At 70.2% G+C, this 26,650-nt stretch carries 22 protein-coding genes; 14 read left to right on the top strand and 8 right to left on the bottom strand.

The genetic code is table 11. From position 1 onward, the window contains the following. Positions 1–15 precede the first annotated feature (15 nt). A complete protein-coding gene (locus ACVGV0_RS12725; protein WP_459155882.1) occupies positions 16–1,875 on the bottom strand; it encodes a bifunctional sugar phosphate isomerase/epimerase/4-hydroxyphenylpyruvate dioxygenase family protein in 1,860 nt (619 codons plus the stop codon). Continuing rightward, on the bottom strand, positions 1,862–2,764 hold the full coding sequence (locus ACVGV0_RS12720) for a shikimate dehydrogenase (protein ID WP_459155881.1): 903 nt from the start codon (positions 2,762–2,764) through the stop codon (positions 1,862–1,864). The genes ACVGV0_RS12725 and ACVGV0_RS12720 overlap by 14 nt, the downstream gene beginning before the upstream one ends. A 127-nt stretch (positions 2,765–2,891) precedes the next feature. On the opposite strand from ACVGV0_RS12720, the gene ACVGV0_RS12715 reads away from it, so the two are divergent. The 5 genes from ACVGV0_RS12715 (at position 2,892) to ACVGV0_RS12695 (ending at position 8,165) form a co-directional block, all read left to right on the top strand. Next, positions 2,892–3,560: a TetR/AcrR family transcriptional regulator gene (locus ACVGV0_RS12715; protein ID WP_459155880.1), complete on the top strand. Its 669-nt coding sequence runs from the start codon at positions 2,892–2,894 to the stop codon at positions 3,558–3,560. Between the two features lie 183 nt (positions 3,561–3,743). After that, entirely contained in the window at positions 3,744–5,141 is a 1,398-nt protein-coding gene (locus ACVGV0_RS12710; protein ID WP_459155879.1) for an MFS transporter, read from the top strand. 157 nt (positions 5,142–5,298) lie between these two features. Continuing rightward, positions 5,299–6,636 (top strand): M20/M25/M40 family metallo-hydrolase, encoded by a 1,338-nt coding sequence (locus tag ACVGV0_RS12705; RefSeq protein WP_459160003.1) that lies wholly within the window; start codon positions 5,299–5,301, stop codon positions 6,634–6,636. A 19-nt stretch (positions 6,637–6,655) separates the two neighbouring features. Next, positions 6,656–7,621, top strand: a complete 966-nt coding sequence (locus ACVGV0_RS12700; RefSeq protein ID WP_459155878.1) for a tyrosine-type recombinase/integrase — start codon at positions 6,656–6,658, stop codon at positions 7,619–7,621. A gap of 340 nt (positions 7,622–7,961) precedes the next feature. Beyond that, on the top strand, positions 7,962–8,165 hold the full coding sequence (locus ACVGV0_RS12695) for a hypothetical protein (protein ID WP_459155877.1): 204 nt from the start codon (positions 7,962–7,964) through the stop codon (positions 8,163–8,165). Between the two features lie 91 nt (positions 8,166–8,256). Here the strand turns inward: ACVGV0_RS12695 and ACVGV0_RS12690 are convergent, their stop codons facing one another. Next, complete coding sequence (locus ACVGV0_RS12690) at positions 8,257–8,745, bottom strand: SixA phosphatase family protein (RefSeq protein ID WP_459155876.1); 489 nt, start codon at positions 8,743–8,745, stop codon at positions 8,257–8,259. 108 nt (positions 8,746–8,853) lie between these two features. Further along, the gene (locus tag ACVGV0_RS12685) at positions 8,854–10,269 is read right to left on the bottom strand and encodes an Nramp family divalent metal transporter (RefSeq protein WP_459155875.1); all 1,416 of its coding nucleotides are present in this window, start codon (positions 10,267–10,269) and stop codon (positions 8,854–8,856) included. A gap of 416 nt (positions 10,270–10,685) precedes the next feature. Between ACVGV0_RS12685 and ACVGV0_RS12680 the strand changes: the two genes are divergently transcribed. Both ACVGV0_RS12680 and ACVGV0_RS12675 read left to right on the top strand, forming a co-directional pair. Beyond that, positions 10,686–13,058, top strand: a complete 2,373-nt coding sequence (locus ACVGV0_RS12680) for a xanthine dehydrogenase family protein molybdopterin-binding subunit (protein WP_459155874.1) — start codon at positions 10,686–10,688, stop codon at positions 13,056–13,058. Positions 13,059–13,183: 125 nt separating this feature from the next. After that, positions 13,184–14,035 carry an arginase family protein gene (locus ACVGV0_RS12675; protein WP_459155873.1) on the top strand — a complete coding sequence of 284 codons (852 nt, stop codon included), beginning with the start codon at positions 13,184–13,186 and terminating at the stop codon, positions 14,033–14,035. 75 nt (positions 14,036–14,110) lie between these two features. Here ACVGV0_RS12675 and ACVGV0_RS12670 read toward each other — a convergent pair whose 3' ends face one another. Both ACVGV0_RS12670 and ACVGV0_RS12665 read right to left on the bottom strand, forming a co-directional pair. Next, the gene (locus ACVGV0_RS12670; RefSeq protein WP_459155872.1) at positions 14,111–14,587 is read right to left on the bottom strand and encodes a hypothetical protein; all 477 of its coding nucleotides are present in this window, start codon (positions 14,585–14,587) and stop codon (positions 14,111–14,113) included. A 212-nt stretch (positions 14,588–14,799) separates the two neighbouring features. Further along, the gene (locus ACVGV0_RS12665; RefSeq protein ID WP_459155871.1) at positions 14,800–15,276 is read right to left on the bottom strand and encodes an Lrp/AsnC family transcriptional regulator; all 477 of its coding nucleotides are present in this window, start codon (positions 15,274–15,276) and stop codon (positions 14,800–14,802) included. 31 nt (positions 15,277–15,307) lie between these two features. Here ACVGV0_RS12665 and ACVGV0_RS12660 point away from each other — a divergent pair, with 31 nt between their 5' ends. Then, positions 15,308–16,003, top strand: coding sequence for a LysE family translocator (locus tag ACVGV0_RS12660; RefSeq protein ID WP_459155870.1), 696 nt, complete (start codon positions 15,308–15,310; stop codon positions 16,001–16,003). Between the two features lie 105 nt (positions 16,004–16,108). Here ACVGV0_RS12660 and ACVGV0_RS12655 read toward each other — a convergent pair whose 3' ends face one another. Further along, the gene (locus ACVGV0_RS12655) at positions 16,109–18,190 is read right to left on the bottom strand and encodes a KedN5 family methylcobalamin-dependent radical SAM C-methyltransferase (RefSeq protein WP_459155869.1); all 2,082 of its coding nucleotides are present in this window, start codon (positions 18,188–18,190) and stop codon (positions 16,109–16,111) included. A gap of 410 nt (positions 18,191–18,600) precedes the next feature. Here ACVGV0_RS12655 and ACVGV0_RS12650 point away from each other — a divergent pair, with 410 nt between their 5' ends. Next, entirely contained in the window at positions 18,601–18,981 is a 381-nt protein-coding gene (locus ACVGV0_RS12650) for a DUF2000 domain-containing protein (protein WP_459155868.1), read from the top strand. A 62-nt stretch (positions 18,982–19,043) separates the two neighbouring features. Then, complete coding sequence (locus tag ACVGV0_RS12645; RefSeq protein WP_459155867.1) at positions 19,044–19,853, top strand: SAM hydrolase/SAM-dependent halogenase family protein; 810 nt, start codon at positions 19,044–19,046, stop codon at positions 19,851–19,853. A gap of 1,024 nt (positions 19,854–20,877) precedes the next feature. Here the strand turns inward: ACVGV0_RS12645 and ACVGV0_RS12640 are convergent. Beyond that, positions 20,878–21,147, bottom strand: coding sequence for a recombinase family protein (locus tag ACVGV0_RS12640; RefSeq protein ID WP_459155866.1), 270 nt, complete (start codon positions 21,145–21,147; stop codon positions 20,878–20,880). A gap of 762 nt (positions 21,148–21,909) precedes the next feature. On the opposite strand from ACVGV0_RS12640, the gene iolC reads away from it, so the two are divergent. The 4 genes from iolC to iolD are packed head-to-tail and all read left to right on the top strand — an operon-like array spanning position 21,910 to position 26,561. Beyond that, positions 21,910–22,884, top strand: a complete 975-nt coding sequence (gene iolC, locus ACVGV0_RS12635) for a 5-dehydro-2-deoxygluconokinase (protein ID WP_459155865.1) — start codon at positions 21,910–21,912, stop codon at positions 22,882–22,884. Positions 22,885–22,900: 16 nt separating this feature from the next. After that, positions 22,901–23,782, top strand: coding sequence for a Cgl0159 family (beta/alpha)8-fold protein (locus tag ACVGV0_RS12630; protein ID WP_459155864.1), 882 nt, complete (start codon positions 22,901–22,903; stop codon positions 23,780–23,782). Between the two features lie 17 nt (positions 23,783–23,799). After that, entirely contained in the window at positions 23,800–24,699 is a 900-nt protein-coding gene (gene iolB, locus ACVGV0_RS12625; protein ID WP_459155863.1) for a 5-deoxy-glucuronate isomerase, read from the top strand. Further along, on the top strand, positions 24,696–26,561 hold the full coding sequence (gene iolD / locus ACVGV0_RS12620) for a 3D-(3,5/4)-trihydroxycyclohexane-1,2-dione acylhydrolase (decyclizing) (RefSeq protein ID WP_459155862.1): 1,866 nt from the start codon (positions 24,696–24,698) through the stop codon (positions 26,559–26,561). Before iolB ends, iolD begins: the two co-directional genes overlap by 4 nt. The last annotated feature ends 89 nt before the right edge of the window (positions 26,562–26,650 follow it).

Genomic DNA, 26,650 nt, shown 5'->3' with positions numbered 1-26,650 from the left:
CACTGGGCGGCCGCGTCACTGGGCCGGCGGCCCTGCCGCAGCCCACCGCCGCCTGCGGTGCGCGGCCATGCGCACGGGGGCGTTGGCCGCGCCGAAGCCGCGGTAGCCGTCGAGGCGCTGCACCACTTCGAAGAACACGCGCCCGCCGAGCAGGTCGGTGTAGAAGTGCAGGAACCGGCCGTGCTCGTCGGCGTCGTGCAGCACCGCGTTGGCGCGCAGGGCTTCCACCTGTTCGGAGGGGAGATCGGTGCGCGCGGCGAGGTCCTCGTAGTAGTTGTCCGGGATCGGCAGCAGCGGACCGCCCGCTCTCCGGAACGCCGCGGCGCAGGTGAGCACGTCGTCGGTGCTGAAGGCGACGTGCTGCGGTTCGGTGACGCCGGGCGCCCACTCGCCGCGGCGGATGAGCGCACCGTCCAGCGTGAGCCGCACTGCGTCCGCCGGGTCGCGCATGCCGCGGCTGCGCACCATGCCGAACGGCGCGGCGTACTCGATGAGCGGGTCAGGCCGCAGTCCCATGAGCGAGCGGTAGAACAGCGTGGCTTCGTCGAAGTGGTCGAACGGCTGCGTCAGCGCCACGTGGTCCACGCCGGTGAGCAGGCCGCCTCCGGGGCCGTGCTCGAGGGGTTCGCGCTCGGTGGCCGCGAAGTCCCCGATCCAACCGGTGGATGCGTCCTCACCGGTGCGGCAGAAGAACACGGCGGTTCCGTCGGGTGCGGCCACGGCCGAGAGATCGGCCTCGTCGGAACCGTGCGTGCGGGGGATCGGCGGGGCCAGCAGCGCCTGCGCGCGCTGCGCCGAACCGGCGGGGTCCGTGCTCTCCAGCGCCAGTGCCCCGATCGCCGTGGAGTCGGGGGTTTCGCCGGTGTTCAGGAGCACCCGGACGTCGCCCTGCCGCCACAGCTGCACGTCCTTGGAGCGGTGCTGCCCGCTGCGGGCGAAGCCGAGCGCGGATAGCGCGCCGGTGAGCTGCTCGCGCTCGGACTCGCCGGTGGTGATCTCGGTGAACGCGTAGCCGTGCAGCGCCGGTGCCGGCGGCATGCCCGCGACCGGCAGGTGCAGCGACTCCTCCAGCGAGCGCAGCGAGCGCATCGCGTCGACGGCGGCCGGGCCCGGGTCCGCCTGGCGGAAGACGTCGTTGAACACCTCCAGCGACAGCGGCCCGGAGTACCCCGTGGACAGCGCGGCCTCGGTGAACGCGTCGAGGTCGAACGACCCCTGGCCGGGGAACAGCCGGTGGTGCCGGCTCCACTGCAGCACGTCCATGTTCAGGTGCGGCGCGTCGGCCAGCTGCAGGAAGAACAGCTTCTCGCGCGGGATCGTGCGGATCAGCGCGAGATCGCTGCCGCGGGAGAGGATGTGGAAGCTGTCCAGGCACACGCCCAGCGCGGGGTGGTCGGCGGCGCGCACGATCCGCCACGCGTGGTCGTAGGTGCTGACGTGCCGGCCCCAGGCGAGGGCTTCGTAGGCGATGCGGATGCCGCGCCGGTGGGCGCGCCGCGCCAGTTCGCGCAGCTGCTCGGCGGCGAGCGCGTCGTCGTCGACGGAGTCCGGCGAGACCGAGGAGCACACGAGCATCATGTCGGTGCCGAGGCGTTCCATGACGTCGAACTTCTGCTCGGCGCGGCGGAGGTTGCGCTCGAACACCTCCGGCGGTACCGCCTCGAAGTCGCGGAACGGCTGGTACAGGTCGACGGACAGCCCGAGATCCGCGCAGCGGACCCGGAGTTCCTCCGGGCTCGACGCGGAGGTGAGCAGGTCGTTCTCGAACAGCTCCACGCCGCCGAACCCGGCCTCGGCGGCGGCGACGAGCTTGTCCTCCACGGTGCCGGACAGGCACACGGTGGCGATGGCGCGTCGGTTCTCAGCTGTCGGCATCGAGGACCACTCCTTCGAGTTCGGCGAAATGCCGCACCATGCGTTCGGCGTCGGGTTCGACCCCGGTGAACAGGCGGAAGGCGTCGACAGCCTGGAACACCGCCATCCACCCGCCGTGCAGCACGCGGCAGCCCCGGGCGCGCGCGGCGGTGACCAGTTCCGTCTCCAGCGGGCGGTAGACGACGTCGGCGACCCAGGTCCGCGGGTCGAGCAGCTCTGCGGGCACCGCGCACCCGGGGTGCGCGGCCATGCCGGTGGGGGTGGCGTGCACGAGGCCGTCCGCCTTGTTCAGCTCGGCGGCCAGCGTGATCCCGTCCGCAGCGGCGGCGGTGACCCGGTCGGGGCCGAAGCGGTCGGCCAGTGCGGTGGCGAGGGCGCTGGCGCGGGACGGGTCGGCGTCGAGCAGGCTCAGGCGCTGCGCGCCGAGCTCGAGCAGCGCGTAGGCCACGGCGGAGCCCGCGCCGCCCGCCCCGACCTGGACCACGTGGGCCAGCTCCGCGCCGGGCAGGCCGTGGCCGAGCGCGCGGGAGAAGCCGGAGCGGTCCGTGTTGTGCCCGACCGCGCGCACCGCACCGCCGGGGCCGCGTTCGTGGACCACCGTGTTGACCGCGCCGAGGTCGGCGGCGTCGGGGGCGAGGTCGTCGAGGTGCGCCGCGACGGCCTGCTTGCACGGGTGGGTGATGTTGAGCCCGTCGTAGCCGGCCAGCTGCGCGGCCGCCAGCAGTTCGCCGGTGTCGCCGGCGGTGCGCCCGAGGGCGTCGAGGTCCAGGCGGCGGTAGAGGTAGCGCAGTCCGAGCTCGTCGGCTTCGCGTTCGTGCATGGGGGGTGTCAGCGACGGCCCGATCCCGGCGCCGATGAGCGCGACGAGGAAGCTGTCCGTTGTGCGCACGGCTGGTGGTTCGTCCTCTCCAATGAATGAACTAGTTAGTACACACTAGCGCGTCGCCCCTGATCGGCACCAGGCCTCTGCACTACAGTGGGGAGGTCATCGCCCAGCCGACCCGAGGATCCCTGCCGTGGCCGAACCGTCGCCCTCCGCCGAGCCCGCCGCGTCCGGCCGCCCCGAGCGGCAGCGCGACGCGGATCGGACGCGCGGCGAGATCCTCGACGTCGCGATCGAGGAGTTCGCGGACAAGGGTTACGCCGGAGCGCGCGTCGACGAGATCACGGCGCGCACCCGCACGACGAAGCGGATGATCTACTACTACTTCGGCGGCAAGGAGCAGCTCTACATCGCCGCGCTGGAGCAGGCCTACTCGGTCATCCGCGGGGTGGAGAAGGACGTCGACGTCGAGCGGCTCGCCCCGGAGGAGGCGGTCCGGCGACTGGCCGAGTCGACGTTCGACCACCACGAGTCGCACCCGGCGTTCCTGCGGCTGGTCAGCATCGAGAACATCGACCGCGGCGTGCACCTCGCCAAGTCCGAGGTCCTGCGGGGCCTGGGCAGTCCGGCGGTGGACGTGCTCGGCGGGGTGCTGCGCCGCGGCCGCGAGCAGGGCGTGTTCCGCGCGGACGTCGACGCGCTCGACGTGCACATGATGATCAGCTCCTTCTGCGTGTTCCGCGTGGCCAACCGCTACACCTTCCGCGCCATCTTCGACCGGGACCTGCTCGACCCGCAGTGGCGCGAGCACTACCGCACCATGCTCGGTGAGCTCGTCGTGGGCTACCTCCGCCGGGGCTGACCCCGGAGCGGGCCCGGAGCCTGGCCCGACCCGGTGCGCGCGGAGCCTGCCAGCCCGATGCGGTGGGCCTTCGGCGGCCCTGCGGAACGGCGGTCGTCCCGGTGCGCGTCTTGACATGTCGGGCACCGCGCCTCAGAGTCTTGGGGAACTAACTAGGTGGTTCATTACGGCAGCCTGCGCATCGTGGCGCACGGACTTCTGGAGCACATCGTGACCGATCACCCCCGCACCACCGCGAGCGGAACGCCGCGCAGAGCGGCCCTCGCCGCTTGGGTCGGAAGTGCGCTGGAGTACTACGACTTCTTCATCTACGGCACGGCGGCGGCGCTCGTCTTCAACGAGCTGTTCTTCCCCGCGACCTCCGCGGCGGCCGGAACGCTGCTGGCGCTGGCCACGTTCGGCGTCGGCTACCTGGCCCGACCGCTCGGCGCGTTCGTCCTCGGGCACATCGGCGACCGGTTCGGCCGCAAGCGCGTCCTGATGAGCACGGTGCTGCTCATGGGGCTGGCGACGGTGGCCATCGGCTGCCTGCCCACTTACGACCAGATCGGCGTGGCCGCTCCGGCCATGCTGGTGGCACTGCGGCTGCTGCAGGGCTTCTCCGCCGCCGGGGAGCAGGCGGGGGCCAACTCGATGTCGCTGGAGCACGCGCCGGCGCACCGCCGCGCCTACTTCACGAGCTTCACCCTCAGCGGCACCCAGGCCGGGCAGATCCTGGCCACCGCCGTGTTCCTGCCGATCGCCGCGCTGCCGCAGGACCAGCTGACCAGCTGGGGCTGGCGGGTGCCGTTCTGGCTCAGCGCGGTCGTGGTGTTCGTCGGCGTGCTCATCCGCCGCAACCTCGACGAGACCCCGGTGTTCCGCGAGGAGAGCCCGGAACTCCGCGAGGAGTCCCCGGGGGCCGGGCAGCACGCCGGGAACCTGCCGGTGGCGGCGCTGTTCCGGGACCACTGGCGCGACGTGCTGCGCGTCGTCGCCGCCTCGGTCATCGCCGCGATCCAGACGCTGTTCACCGTGTACGCGCTCAGCTACGCCGTGAACGACGTCGGCATCGCCGAGACCCCCATGCTGTGGGTGGGGATCCTGGCCAACGTCGTGGGACTGGTCGCCATCCCGGCCTGGGCGCGCCTGGCCGACCGCGTGGGGCGCAAACCCGTCTTCATCGGCGGTTCGGCCTCCTGCGCGGTGCTCATGTTCGCCTACCTCGGTTCGATCCACGCCCAGCAGCTGCCGCTGGTGTTCCTCACCGGCATCCTCATGTTCGGCGTGGCCTACAGCGCGGCCAACGGGATCTGGCCGGCCTTCTACGGCGAGATGTTCAGCGCCCGGGTGCGCCTGTCCGGGATGGCCGTCGGCACGCAGATCGGGTTCCTGCTCGCCGGCTTCTCGCCCAGCATCGCCGAAGCGATCGGCGGCGGCGAGAACGCGTGGTTGGCGGCCTCGGCCTTCGCGGCCGTCATCTGCGCGGTGAACATCGTGGCCGTGGCCAGCGGGCGCGAGACGCACGCGGTGCCCACCGAGCAGCTCGGCCTGCGCGGCAGCGGCGCGGAACCGGCCCGCCCGGCGAGGACGGGGGCCTGATCCGCGGGCGCGCTCACCTCGCTCCGGGAGGGGCCGGTGGTGGCCGCGGGACCGCCCCGCGTCCACCACCGGTGCGCTTCGCCACCTCCGCCCGGTCCGGGCGACGATGGCGGCAGGGTGATCGGAGTGGTAGAACGGCCCGGTGAGCGAGCGCAACGTGGACAACCGAGCGGAGGACGCGGGACTGCGTCGGGCCGAGGAGGAAGTCGCCGGACTCACCAGCGAGCTGATCCGGATCGACACCTCGAACACCGGTGACCCGGACACCCTCAACCCGGAGCGCCCGGCGGCCGAGTACGTCGCCGAGCGGCTCACCGAGGTCGGCTACGAGGTGACCTTCGTCGAGTCCGGCGACCAGCGGGGCCGGGCCAACGTCATCGCGCGGCTACCCGGTGCCGACCCCGAGCGGGGCGGGCTGCTCGTGCACGGTCACCTCGACGTGGTGCCCGCCGACCCCGCCGAGTGGACGGTGCACCCCTTCTCCGGCGCCGTCCAGGACGGCTACGTGTGGGGCCGCGGCGCGGTCGACATGAAGGACATGCTCGGCATGAGCCTGGCCGTGGCGCGCCGGTTCAAGCGGGACGGCATCACCCCGCCGCGCGACATCGTCTTCGCCTTCCTCGCCGACGAGGAAGCCGGCAGCCTGCAGGGCGCGCAGTGGCTGGCCGACCACCGCCCGGAGCTGTTCCGCGGCTGCACCGAGGCGATCAGCGAGGTGGGCGGGTTCTCGGTGACCTTCCGCGACGGCGTGCACGCCTACCTGGTGCAGACGGCCGAGAAGGGCATCCGCTGGCTGCGGCTGCGCGCCCGCGGACGCGCCGGGCACGGCTCGATGGTGCACGAGGACAACGCGGTGACCGCGCTGTCCGAGGCCGTGGCCGAGCTCGGGCAGCACCGGTTCCCGCTCGTGCTCAACGACTCGGTGCGCGAGTTCCTCGACGGCGTGGCGGAACTGACCGGTTGGGAGTTCCCCGCCGACGACGTCGACGGCGCCGTCGCCAAGCTCGGCAACCTCTCCCGCGTCGTCGGTGCCACGCTGCGCGACACGGCGAACCCGACGATGCTCACCGGCGGCTACAAGCACAACGTGATCCCCTCGACGGCCGAGGCCGCTGTGGACTGCCGCATCCTGCCCGGACGGGAGGAGGCCTTCGACGAGGAGCTCGCCGAGCTGCTCGGTCCCGGCATCGAACGGGAGTGGGTCGGGCTGCCGCCGGTGGAGACGCGGTTCGAGGGCCGGCTCGTCGACGCGATGGGCGAGGCGCTGCTCACAGAGGACCCGGCCGCGCGGACGCTGCCCTACATGATGTCCGGCGGCACCGACGCCAAGTCGTTCAGCCGGTTGGGCATGAGCTGCTTCGGCTTCGTGCCGCTGCGGCTGCCCGCCGACCTCGACTTCAGCGCGATGTTCCACGGCGTGGACGAACGAGTTCCCGTGGACGCGCTGCAGTTCGGCACGCGGGTGCTCGACCGCCTGCTGCGCATGCCCACCTGAACCGGCGGAAGGAGGGGACGTGGCCGAGACGGTCCCGCACTGGACCGAGGTCTACCTGGAGCACCTGCAGGCGCGGAAGCTGGCCACGAATTCGGTGCGCGCCTACCGCCGCGACCTGCAGGCGGTCACCGCGGAGCTGACCGAGCTGCTCGGCGCGACCCCGCAGCTGGCCGACGTCACCCCCGCGCGGCTGCGCTCGGCGTTCGCCCGGTTCGCCGGCAGCCGTTCCGCGGCGAGCGTGACGCGGGCGTGGTCGACGTGGAACGGGCTGTTCGGGTTCCTCGTCGTCGAGGGCGTGGTGGACGGCAACCCGATGCGGGTGGTGCCCAAACCGCGCAGCGCCGCGCCGGCGCCGAAACCGCTGCAGGGCGAGGACACCCCCGAACGCCTGCTGCGCGAGGTCGGCGAGCGCGGACGGCGGGCGCGCGACCCGTGGCCGGAGCGCGATCTCGCAGTGCTCGCGACGCTGCTGTGCACGGGTGTGCGCTCCGCCGAGCTGCTGGCGTTGACGGTCGACTCGCTGTCCGGGCGGGCCGGCGACCGCCGCCTGCAGGTGCGGGGCAAGGCCGGCAAGAACCGCTCGGTCCCCATCGACGACGCGCTCGACGGCGTGCTCGCCGACTACCTGCGGTCGCGGTGCGCGCGGTTCGGCGGTGAGCCGCGCGGTGAGGAACCGCTGTTCGTCACGCCCCGCGGTGCTCCGCTGCGCCGGGGCGCGTTGCAGTACCTCGTCCAGCAGAACCTCCGCGCCGCCGGCGTGGCGGACCGGGTGCAGCCCGGGGCGATGGTGCACGCGCTGCGGCACACCTTCGCCACGCGGCTGGCCGAGGACGGGGCGAACGCCGCGGAGATCGCGAAGCTGCTGGGGCACGCGTCGATGAACGCCAGCCAGAACTACATCGACGTCACCGCCCGGGAGCAGCGCTTGTCGGTCAGCGCCAACCGCACCCTCCGCGTGCTCTCGGAGATGTCCACATCGGAGTGATCGGTGCTGCGCAGCCCGGAAGGCCACGGACCGCGGTTCGCCGGGGAGCACCGATGCGCGGCGGTGCCTCCGAGCGGCATCGCCGCGCGGGGGAAGTGGCGATGTGCACGCAGAGAAGTACGCGGTGTCACCACAGTGTTAACGAGGCGCGCTATGATGGCGAGTCATCAGCAGAACCGTGTTCGTTGTGTGATGAAGGCTCGGCCGCGATGACCCGACATGTGGGGTAATACCCGTGGTTCTCCCTCGAGAGTCCGATGCCGTGGACTTGCTGGACACGAGCGGGTGTCCGACCCACCGCATCTGTGAGCGCTGCCAGTCCTGCGCTGATCTGGCGGCGATGGCGGTGGACACGCCGCTCGGCGTCCTGTGCGTCACGCTGTGCACCGACTGCCGCCGCCAGCGCCGCCGTCCGGGGTGGTCCGGTACGCACGCAGCGCTGCGCGTGCTGCAGCACTGCCGGCACCTCGGCATCGACCGCAGCACCATGTCCGCGTGGCGGGCGCAGCAAGCCGCCGGGCTGCCCGAAGTGTGGTTCCGCTGAGCGGATCCCACCGCCGGCCGGGCGGGACGGAACTCCGCCCGGTGCCTGCACGTGCAGGTGCACGACGTTCAGCGATGTGCCCGCCGCCGAATCATCCCCGCGGTGTGGCGGTCTCGGTGAGCCGCCCCCAGCCGTCCCCCGCCGCGCTCCACGGCTGCGCGCTCGTGACCACGGCGATGCCGCTGGTTTTCAACGACACCGGCTGGCCGGTCAGCAGGCCGACGAACTCGCTGATCGTCGGGTCGTGTCCGATGAGCACCGCCGTCAGCGGCGCCACCGGGAGCTCGTGCACCGCGGCGAGCAGGTCCTGCGCGCCCGCCTCGTAGAGGCGCTCCGCGCGGCGCACCGAGGGCGCGGCCGGCATGCGGCGACCGGCGAGCTCCCAGGTCTCCTCCGCGCGCCGGGCCGGCGAGCACAGGACGAACTCCACGTGCGGCACGTGCTGCCGCAGCCACCTGCCCGCCTCCGGCGCGTCGCGGCGCCCCCGGTCGTTCAACGGGCGTTCGCGGTCCTGCACGCCCTCCGGCCTGGCGGATTTCGCGTGCCGGAGCAGGACCAGCGTCCGCTGCGGCTCGGTCATGCGGCCCCCTCGTTCCTCGGCGTCGGTGCCCCGCATTCCCTAGCACGCCGGGTGAGCGGCGGCCAGCCCCGGCCGCGCGGCGACCGGGGCCGGTGGTGCGGGCAGCGTTCAGGTGACCTCGGCGCCGCCGATCGTGATGCCGAAGACGTTGAGCACCGTGTACACGCCGAGCAGGCTGATCGCCACGGAGCTGATCAGCAGCAGCCCGTTGAACCACGCCCCGCCGTGCAGCGCGGGGTCGACCTGGGTGCGCCGCAGGTACCAGGTGGCGATGACCACGGCCGGCAGGAAGATGCCGGTCATCACCCCGCCGATCTGCACCATGATCACCGGCTCGCTGACGAACAGGTAGGCCGCGCCCCACAGCACCGGCAGCACGACCGTCATGGCGCGCACCGTGCGGTCGCGCACGTGCGCGTTGCCCCAGTCGAGCAGTCCCACGGTGGCGAACAGGTTCGTGAACATGCGCGCCCAGCTCGGGATCGAAGCCCACAGGGTGGAGCCGAGCACCGCGGCCGCGCCGATGAGGAACGCCACGCTCATGCCCTCGCCGATCACGTCGGTGTACATCCGCGAGAGCGTGGTGATCATCTCGTTGCCCTCGAGGACGAGTCCGCGCGGGTGCAGCACGGCCGCGCCCATGATGTAGAAGCCGATCGTGGCCACCGTGTAGATGATCCAGGACAGGAACACGTCCTTGTACATGACCCGGATCCAGCCGCGCGCCCGGCGGCGCCACGCTGCGCTGCCGTCCGGTGGACCGGCCCAGCGCGCGTAGCCCTTCTCCAGGCACCAGTAGGTGTAGAAGGTGATCTCGTCCGCGCCGACACCGGTGAGGCCGAACATCGCGATCGCGGCGCCGAGCGCTCCGACCGGGAGCATGAGGCTCAGCCCGCCGAGCACGTCCGCACCGGAGTAGGCGAACGGGGTCAGCGGCAGCCCCAGGGCGATCGCGATCGTGCCGATGGAGAACAGCACGACCAGCGCGAACGCTCCGCGCTCGATCATCCGGTAGCCGCTGGTGACCAGCAGCGCCGCGCTGCCGCAGACGACCACGGCCGTCCAGAACGTCAGCGACGCGGTGCTCAGCGGATCGCCGCCGACCGGCATGAGCACGCTCAACGACAGCGCCATCCCGCCGACGACTCCGCCGACCTGGATCAGTTTGGACAGCGCGAGGACGATCCAGAGGACGTTGATCCATCCGATGCGTCCGAAACGCGGTGGCACGTCGTTGAACCCGCTCAGCGCCGGTTTGCCCGTGCTGATCGTCCAGCGCGCGAGTTCGGCCTGCACCGCGACTTTCACGCCGGTGGACAGAACGACCAACCAGAGCAGGACGAAGCCGGCCTCGGCGCCGAGCGCGGTGGTGGCGATGAGTTCGCCGGAACCGACGATCGAAGCGCTGACGATCAGTCCGGGGCCGAGGTAGCGCAGGCTCGGGCGCCATCCGCTCGGGGGCTCGACCGCGTCCTCGGGAGTGGGAATGTAGGGATCGCGTGTGGTTGCCGGTTGCGTTGCCATGGAGCACTCCTTCGTGCTGGCGTCGGCATGGCAGTGGTTTTCGCCGTTGTGGAGGGGATCCGGCTGCGTTGCCGACGCAAGTTACAGCGGCCGGGGGGCCGGGTCAACAACGCTGATTCACCCCGTTGCGGAACCGGGGGTTCCGCGCGGATGCCGCCGCTCAGGTTTTGCACGTGGTGCAAAGCCCTCCGGACGAATTCCGCCGTTCGGAGCACTGCTCGGGGCCCGAAAACCGCGCGGTTCGAAATTTCGCACGCGCGGGTTCGCCGAATTGTTACGTCCACTGTGGAATTCCTCGGGGTGCGGACCGCTCGGCGGCTCGGGGAAGCGTCGCGCGGGGGTGGGAACGTCCCCGACGCGCCGGTGGCGCACCTCGGTGGTGCCGTCGGGCGGGCACGGGCACTAGGGTGGCGATCATGGTGGGATCGCTGCTCGGCAACGAGGTCCGACGAGTCGAGGACCCGGAGCTCCTCCGCGGGCGCGCCGGATACGTGGGGAACCGCTCCGCGCCCGGCATGCTGCACGTGGGGTTCGCGCGCTCGCCGGTCGCGCACGCGTCCGTCGACGCCGTCGACACCTCCGCCGCCGCATCCGCGCCCGGCATCGTCGCGGCGCTGTCGGCGAGCGAGCTCGACGTGCCGACCCCGCCCCCGTTCGTGGAGTTCAACCCCGCCTGCCGGCGGCCGCCGCTGGCGACCGGCCGCGTGCGGTTCGTCGGCGAACCCGTGGCGGTCGTCGTCGGCGAGAGCCCCGAGGCCGTCGCCGACGCCGTCGAGCTGGTGGACGTCGACTTCACCCCGCTGCCGGTCGCGGTGGACCCGGAGCAGGCCGTCGCCGACGGTGCGCCGGCCCAGTTCCCGGAGCTGGGCGGCAACGTCGCCGGCGGTTTCCGCGACGCCGCGGGTGCGGACGTGCTGCGCGAGGCCGAGGTCGTCAGCCGCGTGCGCATCGAGAACCAGCGCGTGGCCGTCGTGCCGATGGAGGGCAACGCGATCCTCGTCGAACCCGGTGGAGCCGAGGACGGCGTCGAGGTCACCATCCACGTGTCCACGCAGATGCCGCACGGCCTGCGCGACGCCGCGGCCACCGCGTTCGACTGGCCGGCCGAACGGGTGCGCGTCGTCACCCCGCACGTCGGCGGGGCCTTCGGCGGGAAAGCCGGCCTGGCCCCCGAGCACGCCGTGGTCATCGCCCTGGCGCGCCGGTTCGACCGCCCGGTGCGCTGGGTGGAGACGCGCTCGGAGAACATGCAGGCGATGCCGCACGGCCGCGGCCAGGTGCAGTACGTCGAGCTCGGGCTGCGCCGCGACGGGCGCCTCGTGGGCATGCGCTGCCGCGTGCTCGGGGACTCCGGCGCCTACGCCGGGTTCGGCGGTTCGTTCCCCCTGGGGCCGACGCGGCTGATGGCCCAGGGCGTCTACGACGTCCCCGAGATCAGCTACGACGCCATGGGCGTGCTCACCAACACCACCCCGATGGGGGCGTTCCGCGGTGCGGGCCGCCCCGAGGCGGCCGCGATGCTGGAACGCGCGATGGACGTCGCCGCGGCCGATCTCGGCATGGATCCGCTCCAGCTGCGGCGGCGGAACTTCCTGCGGCCCGAGCACTTCCCGCACACCACGCTGGTGGGCGCGCGCTACGACAGCGGGGACTACGAGCGCCCGCTCGACGAAGCGCTGCGCGCGATCGACCACGAGGCTCTCCGCGCCGAGCAGCAGCGGCGCATCGCGGCGGGGGAGACGACGCTGCTCGGCATCGGCGTGAGCACCTACGTGGAGATCACCGGCGGCGGTTCCGGAGAGTACGCCGAGGTCGCGGTGGACGCCGACGGCGCCCGCATCGCCGTCGGCACCTCCGCGCACGGCCAGGGGCACGCCACCGCGTTCACGATGATCGTCGCCGAGATGCTGGGACTGGACATGGCCGATGTCGAGTTCGTGCAGTCCGACACGGCGCGGGTGCCGCGCGGATCCGGCACGGGCGGGTCCCGCTCGCTGCAGCTCGGCGGCAGCGCCGTGCGGGAGGCCGGCGAGCAGGTGCTGCAGCGGGCCAAGGAGGTCGCCGCGGCGCGCCTGGAGGCCTCCTCGGAGGACATCGAGGTCGCCGAGTCGGGCGGTCTCGGGGTTTCCGGCGTGCCGGGCGCGACGTTGACCTGGAGCGAGATCGTCGCCGCGGCCGACGAGCAGGAGGTGCCGTTGCGGGCGCAGACCGATTTCAGCCCCGACGGCGCGACGTTCCCGTTCGGCGCGCACGTGTCGGTCGTCGACGTCGACGCCGAGACCGGCATGGTCACCCCGGTGCGCCACCTCGCCGTCGACGACTGCGGCACCGTGGTCAACCCGCTGCTCGTGCGCGGCCAGCAGCAGGGCGGTGCGGTGCAGGGCATGGCGCAGGCGTTGTGGGAGCACATGCGCTACGACGAGGAGGGCAACCCCGCCACGGCCACGCTGGCCGACTACGCGGTGCCCTCGGCCGCCGACGTGCCGCCGCTGGAGACGGCCAACACCGAGACGCCCACGCCGAGCAACCCGATGGGCGCGAAGGGCATCGGCGAGTCGGCGACGATCGGCGCGACCCCGGCGGTGCAGAACGCGGTGGTCGACGCCCTGCGGCACCTGGGCGTGCGGCACGTCGACATGCCCGCCACCCCGGAGCGCGTCTGGCGGGCGATCGAGGCGGCCCGCCGCGGCGATGACGGCCGCAACTGGCGCGAGCCACCGGCCGCGTTCGACGCGCTGCCCGTGCGCGGGGCCGGCGACGAGGGGGAGACCGATGAGGCCGTGGTGTGAGGAGCGCGTCAGCGCGCCGGCCGGTGCGCCCGACGGAACGGCCCCGAGCGGAGGGCGGGGCGCGCGAGGCGATGACGACGGGCACCCGGCGGAACGACGGGGCGCAGACGGGGCAGGAGCGTGGCATGCCGAGCCCAGCTGACGTGCCCGGGGAACGCGCGCTGGCGGTGTTCGCCGGACGCGCGGGCGACCACAACGATCGGGCCATGACCGGGGCGCGCGTGCTGGGTGAGCGAGCGTCCCGCCGGCTGGGCCTGCAACCGGCGGTGCTCGGCACGCCGCGCCCGGCGCTGAACGCCGACTGGGGGGTCGAACTCGACGCGGCGCTGCCCCAGCTGCGGGAACTGGGCGCGCACCTCGGGCAGGTGCTCGCCGACGGCGCCGTTCCGGTGACGGTGCTCAACCGCTGCGCCGCTGCCTTGGCGACGCTGCCCGCCGTGGTGCGGCACCGGCCGGACGCGTGCGTTCTGTGGTTGGACGCGCACGCCGACCTGAACACGCCGGGGACGACGCCGAGCGGGTACCTCGGCGGGCTCGCGCTGTCCGGACCGGCCGGACTGTGGCGCTCCGGGCTCGGCGCGGGGCTGCGGCTGGAGGACGTCGTGCTGGCGGGCGTGCGCGACGTCGACGCGGGGGAGCGACCGTTGCTGGACGCGAGCGTGCGGACGGTCCCACCGGGAGCGGGGTTCGCCGAGCGCGTGGCCGCGGCCGTCGAGGACCGTCCGGTCTACGTGCACCTGGACTGCGACGTGCTGGAACCGGGCTCCGTGGCCACCGACTACAGCGTGCCGGGTGGGCTGCGGCCGGCGGACCTGCGCGCGATGGCGTGCGCGCTTGCCGGCGGGGAGGTGATCGGGGTGGAACTCGCCGAGTTCGAAACCGGGGGGCCGGACGACACCGCTGCGGCCGAAGCACTGCTCGACGCGCTCGCTCCGCTCACCGGTGAGGTGTCCGCGGGTGGCGTGCCGGCCTCGTGAGGAACCGCGCCCGTTCTGGTCGGTGGTGTTCGCTCCGATCGGCCCGAGCGCGTGCGGTACTGGCAGCGCGAGCGCTCAGTCCCTGCTGGCGCCGTCGGGCCAGACCACGGTGACGGGCAGTCCGCGATCGCGGGCCGCGGCGACGACGTCGGCGGTGCCGCCGAACCCGCGTGCCGGTTGGCCGTCCCCCACGGCGGTGAGCTCGTCGGTCATATCGAGCATGGTTTCGCTCGCGTCCACGTGGGACTGCTCGGTGGACTCCACGTGGTCGAGGCGGACCACGTCGGCGGCTTGTTCGAACAGTGCGTCGTAGGTGGCGTGGTGCTCGGCCGGAAGCCCGTCGCGGTACTCCGCGGAGGGCACGATTGCGGTCAGGCTGCCGCCGCGGTCGAGGACGGCTCGGGCGAACTGCGAGTCGGCACCGTCGGCCAGGCAGCTCGACCCGACGAGCTCGCTGCAGCCGGCGATGATCTGCCGCAACTCGCGGTCGACGGCCTCGGCGGTGGCACTCGGAAGGCCCCGGTGTCCTGTGATGGCGAGACGGGTCACCATTCCTCCTCGCGGTAGAGGTCGAGGAGCTGCGAGCATCGCCCGGCCACGACGGCCGAGCTCGGCGCCCTCCTGCGATCGTTGCACGCGCTCAGCCTGCCGACGCACCCGAAGCTGCCCCGCTTCGATCCCTTCGCCGGGCTCGACGAGCGCGTTGCCGCAGCCCAGCAGCTGCCCAGCGACGACCGAGACTGGTTGGTGGGCTGTGCCTGTCGTTACTCGGTAGGTGGGAGTAGTGGGCTGCCTTCCCAACGCTGGAAGATGAGGTTGGTGTGTACGAGGGCAACTTCGTCCCGGGCGGTGAATTCGTCGAGGACGAGCCGTTGCAGGGCGTCGGCGCTTTCCGCGGCCACGTGCACGAGGAAGTCGTCAGGACCTGTGAGGTGGTAGAGCTCGCGGGTTTCCGGTTGGGACAGCACGTGTTCGACGAATGGATCGACTAACGGACGCCGGTGGGGCTGCACGCGGATGGAGAGCAGCGCTTGCAGGGGCCTGCCGAGCTTCTCGGCGTCGACCTTGACGCCGTAGTCGAGGATGACCCCGACTTCACGGAGCCTGTTGACGCGGTCCAGGCAGGTTGAGGCGGCGATGCCGACCGTAGCGGCCAGGTCCTTGTTGGGGAGTCGGGCGTTGTTCTGCAAGACTGCCAGGATCTGCAGGTCAACCGGATCTAGTTTGACTGATTGAGGCATCATCCGAACTCTACACGGAGATGCTATTCCCTTGCTGCTTCTTTGGCGAGACTGGTGTTCCGCCGTTTTGGTGATTTCCGCTTCCGCACTGCATGGGACGCTTATGATCGCACATCTACCCGTCTTCGTTGCGACGACCTTGTTGATGCTGGTGGTGCCTGGCCCTGACTTCGTGGTGGTCACACGTAACGCCGTCACCGGCGATCGGCGCCAGGGGTACTTCACCGTCGTGGGCATCTGCACTGGGTTGGCCTTCTTGACGCTGGTGGCGGCCAGTGGTCTCGCCGCGGTCGTGGCCGCCAACACCGTGATGCTCATGGTCTTGCGTGTCCTGGGAGGCAGTTACCTGGTGTTGTTGGGTGGGATGCTGGTGGTTTCGGCATGGCGGCGGCGACGGCACCCGGAGGCCGACTTGACCCCACCGCGCAGCACCGGATCACCGGCAGTGCAGGGATTTCTCAACAACGTACTGAACCCAAAAGCTCTGATCTATTATCTGACGTTCATGCCGCAGTTCCTGGTCCCGGGAACACCGGTGTTCGCTCAGACGTTGGTCATGGGGGCTGTCGTGATGGTGTGCGCGGCGAGCTGGTGGACACTGTATGTCACGGCGATCGGTTTGTTGGGCGCGGCGCTGACCCGAACTTCGGTACGTTCGGCCATCGACGTGGGAGCGGGAGCTGCTCTCGGTGGTCTGGGCGCCGTGGCCTTGTTCGGTGGCCTGTGATTCTTCGGAGCTTCGCGGTGCTGTGTTCATGCGGACGACCCGGTGGAGAACGAAACCCGTGACCTCCACCTGGTGTTGTGTTCGGTGAGGTTGCTGACAGCAGTGTCAGCTCTCGTTGAAGGCCAGCTTCGGGATGGGCTCTACCCGGGCGACGTAGTGGGCGGTTTCTTCGTGGTTGGTCGAGCGTGCGAGCTCAGCGAAGCCATCCCGGAAGAGCAGTCGCATTCGTGTGGGCCTCCGGGCAGGCGCACTCACGAGTTCGCCGGTGGCCTTGGCCGTGTGGACGAGTTTGGGGATGTCGTAGGCGTATTCCCGTTCGACTGCCCAGAAGTGCAATGCCTCGGTTTCAATCAGCTGGGCATCACCCAGTCCGCGCTTGTCGGGGGAAGGCAGGGGACGGGTGTCGAGGTCGAAGCGCAGGACTTCGCCAGCTGCCTCGCGCCATGCTTCGGGCAGCGTCGGGCGCACCTGTTGGTGCCACCAGTCGAGAACGAGTCCGTCGAATTCCGGCTCCGTGAAGCAATATTCCAACGCAGGGGCCAGCGAGTCCGGGTCTGCCGTCGAGCGTTCGGCGGCCTGGGTGAGCAAGCGTGCTCCTGCTCCAGCTTGTTCGTCGACATAGTCGGCCAAGGACAGGATCGCCTCCGACTGCGTCAAGCTACCGACGGCCCGAAGCACGGGGAAAACGTTGCGTAGAACCACGTTTTCGGCCAGCAGCCGCGCCCAGAACAGGAAGCGCTGCATGCGCAGGTTTTCCTCCAGAGTGACGTCCTTGTTCGCCAGCACATACTCGAAGTCGTCGCGCTCGCCGCGCACCGTGACAAAGCCATAGAGCTCGCGACGCTCAGTGTAATCGGTGTTGGGCAACAGCAAGAGCGGGTAGGCCGCGATGCGGGAGACGTGCTTGGCCAGCTCGTCATAGCCTTCCAAGAAGGACTCGGGAGTTTCCCCAGGTGCTCCCCAGATGAGTTCGGCGTAGGCATCGAGCCCTTCTGACGCCAGCCACTCGGCCAACTCCCGCCAGTGGTTGATCTTCATGTTGCGCCGGTTCATGTTGCTCAACGTGTCGGCATCGAGAGTCTGCAAGGCCAGAGTGAAGGAGCTTTGCAGACCAGCATCACGCATCAGACGCACGATCTTGTAGAACATCGCGTTCTTGTTCTTCGCCCATGAGGTTTCCAGCGCCATCGGGTAGCCGTAACGATCCTTGACGGCGATGAGGTCCTCGACGAACTCCATGTCCTGGGGAAGCATCCCGAAGTTCGCACCGCAGAGCACGATCGTCTCTGCCTTGGCTTGGGCGAGAGTCTCCAGCTCCTGGCGTAACCGCTCGCGGGAGAACGCGCGAACCTTCTGGCCCACGGCCCCGCCCCAGAAGCAGAACGCGCAGTGATACGGGCAGCCTCGGTTGGTCTCCAGCAAGGCGACGTCGTAGCGGAAGTTTCCGGCGTCGTCGAGCAAGGGGATCGCGCCGGTCAGGATCGGTGAGGGAATCTCATCGAGGTCGGTGATGCGGTCTCGCGCTTGGGTCGTCACCAGTTGGCCGTGGTTGTCCTGGTAGGAAATGTCTTCGATACCGAAGTAGTCTTCCTCAGCCAGTACTGCATGGAGGATATTACGGAACGTGAACTCGCCCTCGCCGTTGACCACCACATCAACGGCCTGGCAGTGGCGGAACACGCGTTCGGCCTGGTTGGCGACATGGTTACCTCCGAAAACGATCACGGTCTGCGGGTTTGCCTGCTTGACCGCCTCGGCGACTGCAGAGAACTGGTGGACGTTCCACCCCAGCACAGAGAACCCAACGACATCCGGGACGCCTTCGTGCAGAAGTCGGATCGCCATGTCGATGGGCGTGACATTGCCCGGGAAGTTCTCGATGGAGACCTGACACTCCTTGCCGAGCCGTGCATCGTCGGTCACGGACGCTGCCAAGTACCCGGCCGCAAGAGGCATGGACTCCTTGGACATGTGCCAGACGCCTTGCTGAACGAGCTTCACCGTAAGCACCAGCGATAATCCAATCGGTACGAGCGTATTGAGCGCACGGTCTTCGCGCGCTGGACGGAACGTGCCATTGAGAACGAACAGAGCTTGACAATTGTTCTGGAGGTGCCTCAGTGCGCCCGCGAACAACGGCACGACGCATTGCCGGGACAGCTCTGTCCCGCCCCCGAGTTGCGGCACCACTTTTCAGTGTTGGGAGTCGTGATGTCAACAGCTTGCGTCGCGTCTTGAAATTAACGCTCGAATGGACTAGTTCAGGGTGCAGATCCCCCTTGGGGTGGCTGTCGTTAGGTGAAGCGAACAGCGTCCGGGTTTCCTCCTCCGAAGGATGGGATTTTCGGATTCTGTTCGCCGTTGAGGGAGCTTCGGCGAATCCTCTCCGAAGGGAGTGGCGCGGTGCACGGTGATCCCCCCACACTACTCGCACAACCAAAGAGCCCCGTCACCTTCGAACGCCGCGATCAGCACGTCTGCGGCTCGTCGTTGCTGTCTCCCAGGAGAGTCCCCAGATGCCCCCTAGCGCCCCGGATCCGACCCAGTCCACCAGCGGCCACTCCACCAGCTCCTCAACGGTCGTCGAGAAGCTGTGCGTGCTCGTCATCGATGAGGAGATTCCTCGCTGGCTGGCCGCCAACACCACGGCCGTATTGGGTGTCGCGCTCGGGGCGCACGGCATGATCCAGGCGGGTCCAGAACTTCAGGACGTCGACGGGCACTACCACCCCGGCATCGGAACGAGCCCCCTGCCTGTGCTCGGTGCCTCTCGGGAGGAACTTCCCGCTCTTCGGCTTAAAGCAATAGAATCAAATATCACAGTGATTGACTTTAATGATGCGGCACGAAATAGTCGCTCCTATGGTGAATACGAGCAGCGGCTCCAGGTGGGTCCGGTCGGCTATCTCGGCCTCGCGCTATTTGGTGCACGCAAAGCAGTGAAGTCGGTGTCGGGAAACCTCAAAAGTCTTCGGTGATTTGTTGTGTCACCTCGTGGGTGCACATGGTACGCCCCGATTGGAGAAGCAGGATCAGCAGCATGACCCAGAAAAAATGGATTACATTCCTGACGGACTACGGATTAGAGAATAAGTTCATCGGCGTGTGCCACGGCGTCATCGCCCGAATAGCGCCGGAATCGCGGATTCTGGATGTTACTCACCTGGTGCCGCGCGGCGACGTTCGACACGGTGCTGAAATTTTCCGACAGGCTATTCCGTACCTGCCCGAAGCCGTCCATCTGATCGTGGTCGACCCCGGGGTGGGTACCCCGCGCAAGCCTGTCGTGCTCGTAGTTGGTGAGCAATTGATGGTGGGACCGGACAACGGTCTACTCCTTCGAGCGGCCGAAGAACTGGGCGGGGTAGACGCCGCCTACGTGCTCGACGATCCGCGGTTCCAGCTCGATGGGGTTTCGAACACCTTCCACGGTCGCGACATCTTTGCTCCAGCAGCCGCGCATCTAGCCGCCGGGGCAGCACCCGAGGAATTCGGTGCCCAGGTTCCGGTCGCCGACCTTGTGCGCATCCCCGCTCCAGTCCGTCGCCAAGACGACGACGTCTTCCACGGTGAAGTCGTCGTCGAAGACCGCTTCGGCAACCTCCAGACCTCGCTGGACTCAGGTTTCCTGCACACCGGAGGGATCGCAGAGGGGGCCAAGCTCGAAGTGTCCTCCGGCGATCGGACCGCCACGGTCCCCTTCGTGAAGACATTCGGCAGTGTCGCCGAGGGCGAACCGCTCGCCCACATCGACTCCGCGGACCGACTTGCGATCGCCGTCAACCTCGGCAATGCTGCCGGAATGTTCTCCCTGCACGAGGGCGACACGTTCACATTAAAGCGCTGCTGAGGCACTTCCGAGCGCGAACAGCTGCCTTCGGCAGCGAGCTCGTGGGCGGGACCGACGTGCCACGGACCCGCCCACGAGGCCCCACTCCGCCACAGTGAAGTCTTGCTCGGATCCACCGCCTGGGTGCGCCTGTGAAAGGGTCGCAGACCTCGGAGGGTGCTTCATGAGTGATGGATACCTTGTCTCGGCCGAACGATGCTCCAGCTCCGGCGCGTAACGCTTGAACTGCAGCAACGGCAAAATGCTCCTCCTGCGTCCGTGGGAGGGGGACAACGCCGACTGCACGGGGGTCGATGAGTCACGCTGGCGTGTCCGCACCTGCTCACGACACCGGTATCCCAGTTGGAGTTCTGTGGCCGGCACGAGCGTGGGGATTCGGTTCGACTCGCCCCTCCGACACGGTGAAATCCCCACACTGTGAGGGTTCGGGTTGCCCTGGACTTTCGCGGTGTGGGTTTCTTTGTGGTAGGTGATCGTGAGTCCGAGGCGTGGTAGGCGGACGCCTTGGTCTCGGAGGGTGCCTGCTGGAGAGTGCGGGTGGCTTCGCGGCAGGCTCGAAACAGCGTGTTGACCGTCTCGGGTTCGGGTTGAGCCGTGGGTTGGTGGTAGCGCAGGATCGCGTGCGCTTTGGCTTTTTCTGCTTCGGCGTCGGTGATCCACTGGCCGATGGTTTCGGGGCTGGCGCCGTTGTCGAGGGCGTGGCGGTACTGGGTGAGTTGCGGTCGCACTGCTGCAGAGTCTGACGCGCGTTGGAGGCGGGGGTGCTGTCGGTGTGCTCGCGGTGGGCGGCTTCGGTAAGGCGTTGCAGGGTGGCGTGCCGGTGGGACTCGTCGAAGAGCGTGGCCAGCCACTGGTCGAGGTCGGGCAGCACGTCGATTTCGCGGACGTAGACGTTGCGCGGGTGGTTGAGCGTGTTGGCCAGTGCGTATTCCTGGGGGTAGCGGCATCGGTAGTAGGCGCGGCCGTGGTTGTACTGGCCCTGCATCCTCCGGTGGCAGCAGGTGTAGTAGACCAGTCCCTTGAGCTAGGTGTTGGCCGAGCGGTTCGGTTTGCGCACCGCGGTGGTGCGTTTCGGTGCGTGGTACATGGTCGCGGCCTGGCGGAACGTGTCGATGGCGATCAGGCCGGGGTGGGCGGGCTGGTCTGACCAGACCCACTCGTCGGCGGGGTTCCAGGTTTGGCGGCTGTGGTGGCCGAGTGAGACGTCGTCGACGTCGACGAGGACTTCTTTCTTGCGTTGTTTGTTCCAGACTTGGTGGCCGGTGTAGCGCGGGTTGAGCAGGATGGCGCGCACGGCGCCTTTGGGCCAGGCGGTGCCGGAGCGGTGCGTGTTGCGGGCGGGGTCGTGAGCGCTGGGCTGGGGACACCGTCGCGGGTGAGTCCTTCGGCGATGGCGTAGATGCCGTGGCCCGAGCAGCACTCGTCGAAGATCCGCTGGACGACGGGGGCGGTGTCGGGGTCGGGTGCGAGTTGGTGCAGACGTTTGCCTTCGGCGGCCTTGCCGGGGTTGGGATGCGCTCCTGCGGCGATGAGACGGTAGCCGTAGGGCGGGCGGCCGCCGAGGTAGCGGCCTTCGAGCTGGGACTGCGAGCTCATAGCGGTGCGGACGCGCACCTTGATCCGGTTGCGTTCACCCTTGGACATGCCGCCGAACGCACCCGTGATCAACTCGTGGGCTTCGGAGGCGGGATCGATGGCTCCGCCGACCTCGGGCACCCAGATGCTGACGCCGTAGTGCTCGAACAGCGGGAAGACCAGGCTGTGCTGCCGGGTGCTGGCCGCGCTCGAAGCCCTCTGGCGCACCTGCTCCTGACCTCTCCGGGGCTGCCCGATCAATGGTGCTTCCGGCGGCGTCGATCAGCGGGTTCCGGGAGCGACCAACGGTCACCGAGCGTGACCCCGAACCCCGGTGGCGAGCGGTTTCACCGGCCGCCCCACCACCCACTCAAGTCATAATGTATTGACAAATTCGGGGTGGTCCAGTAAACATCCGGGTACGGCATGCAGGGCGTCCGCACCGCCGCGGGCGCCGTTCCACCCAACTCGGAGGCTCGACATGGCTGACGGCTTCGACGTGCTCACGATCGGCCGGATCGGAGTGGACATCTACCCCCAGCAAGTGGGCGTGGGCCTGGCGGACGTCGAGTCGTTCGGCAAGTTCCTCGGCGGGACGGCGACCAACGTGGCGGTGGCCGGGTCGCGCCTGGGACATCGCACCGCGGTCATCAGCCGCACCGGTGCCGACCCGTTCGGCGAGTACATCCATCGCCAGCTGCGCGAGTTCGGCGTCGACGACCGCTTCGTCGCCGCGGTGCAGCAGTACCCGACGCCGGTCACCTTCTGCGAGCTGTTCCCGCCGGACGACTTCCCGCTGCACTTCTACCGGTACCCGAAGGCGCCGGACATGGAGATCCACCCCGAGGAGCTCGACCTCGACGCGATCGCCCGGGCGCGGATCTTCTGGATGACCGGCACCGGCCTGTCCGACGAACCGAGCCGCACGGCCACCCTGCAGGCCCTGCGGCACCGCGCCAAGTCCGGAACCACCGTCTTCGACCTCGACTGGCGGCCCATGTTCTGGACCGACCACGACGAGGCCCGCAGCTTCTACCGCGAGGCGCTGCAGCACGTGACCGCCGCTGTCGGCAACCTCGACGAGGTGGAGCGCGCCGTCGGCTCGCGCGATCCCGAAGAAGCCGCGGACCTGCTGCTCGAGGCCGGCGTGGAACTCGCCGTCATCAAGCAGGGCCCGGACGGCGTGCTCGCGCGCACCAGCACCGACCGCGCCGTCGCGCCACCGGTGCCGGTGGACGTCGTCAACGGACTCGGCGCGGGCGACGCCTTCGGCGGTGCCCTGTGCCACGGGCTGCTGTCCGGCTGGGACCTCGAGCGGACCATGCGCTTCGCCAACGCCGCCGGCGCCTTGGTCGCCTCCCGCCTGGCCTGCTCCTCCGCCATGCCCTCCGAGTCCGAAGTGGACGATCTTCTGGCACGTGCGCTGCCGAACAGCCCGGCCGGATCGTCGGTCTGACCGAAAGGCTTCCACAGTGACTGCACTGAGCATCCCCGAACTCACCGCCGTGCGGGCGCAGCGCCCCGAGGCCGTGGCCGAGGCGGCCTCCCGGCGCGCTCGCCGCGACCTGCTCGGTGAGCGCGGGCAGCTGATGATCGTGGCCGCCGACCACCCCGCGCGCGGTGCGCTGGCCGCGGGTGACGACGCCCTGGCCATGGCCGATCGCGCCGACCTGCTGCAGCGGCTGTGCACCGCGCTGGAGCGGCCCGGTGTCGACGGCGTGCTCGGCACCGCCGACGTCCTCGAGGACCTGCTGCTCATGGGGGCGCTGGAGAACAAGCTCGCCATCGGTTCGATGAACCGCGGCGGGATCGCCGGGGCCTCCTTCGAACTGGACGACCGGTTCACCGGGCACCGCCCCGAGGACATCGAACGGCTGCGGTTCGACGCCGGCAAGCTGTTGCTGCGCATCGCCCCGGACGACGCCGGCACGCTGAACACCCTCACCGGTACCGCCGACGCCATCAACGAGATGTCCCGCCGCGGCCTGATGACCATGGTCGAGCCGTTCATGAGCAGCCGCGTCGACGGCAAGGTGCGCAACGACGTGACCGCCGAGGGCGTGGCCCGCGCGATCGCCATCGCCTCCGGCCTCGGCGGCACCTCGGCGCACACCTGGCTGAAAGTCCCCGTCACCGACGACGTCGACACCGTCGAGACCGCACTGGCCGCCACCACGCTGCCGACGGTGCTGCTCGGCGGCGACGTGAGCACCGACCCGGAGGCGACGTACGAGCGGTGGCGCCGCGCCCTGCGGATCCCCACGGTCCGCGGGCTCGTCGTGGGACGCACGTTGTTGTACCCGCACGACGGCGACGTGACCAAAGCGGTGGACACCGCGGTGAACCTGCTCTGAACCCGAAGGAGCCGACGTTGACCGACCAACAGCACTACCTGCCCGCCGGATCCGCGGCGCGGCACCCGTACTCCGCCCACGTCGACCCGGACTCGGCCGGCTGGGGCTACTCCTCGCTGCGCGTGCTCGAACTCGCCCCGGGCCAGGAGCACGAGTACGCCACCGGCGACAGCGAGTGGATCATCCTGTCGCTGTCCGGCGGCTGCACCGTCGAGTGCGACGGGCAGGTGCACGACATCGCCGGCCGCGGCAGCGTGTTCACCGGCGTCAGCGACTTCGTCTACGTCCCGCGCGACGCGCAGGTGCGCGTGCGCAGTTCCGGTGGCGGGCGGTTCGCGCTCACCGGGGCGCGCTGCGACAACCGCCTGCCCGTGCGGTACGGCCCGGCCTCGGACGTGCCCGTCGAGCTGCGCGGTGCGGGCCAGTCCAGCCGCCAGGTGAACAACTTCGGCGCGGCGCACGTGTTCGAGGCCGACAAGCTCATCGCCGTCGAAGTGCTCACCCCCGCCGCCAACTGGTCGTCGTTCCCGCCGCACAAGCACGACGAGGAACGCGAGGGCGAGGCCGAGCTCGAGGAGATCTACTACTTCGAGATCGCCGAGGCGGGCGGCACGCCGGGGATGGGCTACCAGCGCGTCGCCCCGTCCGGGCCCGGCAGCACCACCGACGTGCTCGCTGAGGTGCGCACCGGCGACGTGGTGCTCATCCCGGACGGCTGGCACGGTCCCTCGATGGCCGTTCCCGGCTACGACATGTACTACCTCAACGTGATGGCCGGCCCGTCGCCGGAGCGCGTGTGGCGGATCTGCGACGACCCGGCGCACGCCTGGGTGCGCGACACGTGGGCACAGCAGGACGTCGATCCGCGGCTGCCGCTCTACCGGGCGCCGCAGGAGACCGGAGTGGAGGGACGATGAGCACGCAGCGTCTGACGGTCGCGCAAGCCCTGGTCCGGTTCCTCGCGAACCAGCACGTCGAACGCGACGGGGTGCGCGAGCGGTTCATCGCGGGGTGCTGGGGCATCTTCGGGCACGGCAACGTCGGCGGCATGGGCCAGGCCCTGCTCGAGCAGCGGGACGAGCTGCCCTACCTGCAGGGCCGCAACGAGCAGGCGATGGTGCACGCGGCCGTCGGCTACGCCCGCCAGAGCAACCGCCTGTCCACCTACGCGTGCACCACCTCCATCGGCCCCGGCGCGACGAACCTCGTCACCGGCGCGGCGCTGGCGACCATCAACCACCTGCCGGTGCTGCTGCTGCCCGGCGACGTGTTCGCCACCCGCCGCGTCGACCCCGCGCTGCAGCAGCTGGAGGCGCCGCACGCCGGCGACGTCTCCGTCAACGACTGCCTGCGCCCGGTGTCCCGGTACTTCGACCGCGTGTGGCGGCCGGAAGCGCTCGTCCCCGCCGCGCTCGAGGCGATGCGCGTGCTCACCGACCCGGTCGAGACCGGTGCGGTCACGCTGGCGCTGCCGCAGGACGTGCAGGCCGAGGCCCACGACTGGCCGGAGGAGTTCTTCGCCGAACGCGTCTGGACGGTCCCCCGGCCCGCGCCCGACCCGCGGGCGGTCCGCACCGCCGCCGAACGCATCCGCGCGGCCGAACGCCCGCTGATCATCGCCGGGGGAGGGGTGCACCACGCCGCCGCGGAGGAGCAGCTGCGGCACTTCGCCGAAACCACCGGCATCCCCGTGGCCTCCACGCAGGCCGGTCGGGGAGCGCTGCGGTTCGACCACCCCAACGAGCTCGGGTCGATCGGGCACACCGGCACCGCCGTCTCCGACGACATCGCGCGGCGGGCCGACCTCGTCATCGGCGTCGGCACGCGGTACTCCGACTTCACCACGGCCTCGCGGACCCTGTTCGCCAACCCCGACGTGCGGTTCGTCAACATCAACATCACCGGTGCGGACGCCCACAAGCAGTCCGCCGCACCCGTGATCGGCGACGCCCGCGCCGCGCTGGAGGCGCTGACCGAGCAGCTCGGCGACCACCGCGTGTCCGCGGGCTACGCGGCCGAGTACCGCGCGGGCGCGCGCCGGTGGGCCGAGGTGATCGACGCGACCACCCGCAGCGCCGGCGGTGCCGAGCGCCCCGGCCAGGCCGAGGTCCTCGGCGCGCTCGACGACGTGGTCGCCGACCGGGACGTGGTCGTCAACGCGGCCGGGTCGATGCCGGAGGACCTCAACAAGCTCTGGCGCGCCCGCGACGTGCGGCAGTACCACGTCGAGTACGGCTACTCGTGCATGGGCTACGAGATCCCCGCCGCGATCGGCGCGCGGCTGGCCGACGACTCCCGGGAGGTGTTCGCCCTCGTCGGCGACGGCACCTACCTGATGGCGCCCACCGAACTGGTCACCGCGGTGCAGGAGGGGATCAAGATCACCCTCGTGCTCGTGCAGAACCACGGTTACGCCTCCATCGGCGGCCTGTCCGGCAAGATCGGCGCGGAGCGGTTCGGCACCGAGTACCGCTTCCGCGACGCCGACGGGAGGTTCACCGGGGATCCGCTGCCGGTCGACCTGGCCGGCAACGCGCGCAGCCTGGGCCTGCACGTGCTGCGCGCGGACACCGTGGACGAACTCCGCGACGCGCTGGCGACGGCGCGGGAGGCCTCCGAACCGACCGCGGTGTACGTGGAAACCGACCCGAACAAGGCGCAGCTGCCACCCGAGGCGTGGTGGGACGTGCCCGTGGCCGAGGTTTCCGCGCTCGATTCGACGCAGCAGGCGCGCAAGCACTACGAACAGCAGCGCGAACAGCAGCGGCAGCACCTGTAGCCGCAGCCGGGCGGTCCGGGTGCGTACCGCTCCCGGACCGCCCGCACCGGTGCCCACCGGGACGCCGTGCACACCCGCCCGCAACGCGG

It is taken from the genome of Salinifilum ghardaiensis (assembly GCF_054491345.1).
Note: the sequence above shows the minus strand (reverse complement) of the source record. Positions and strands in the feature narration are given on the sequence as shown.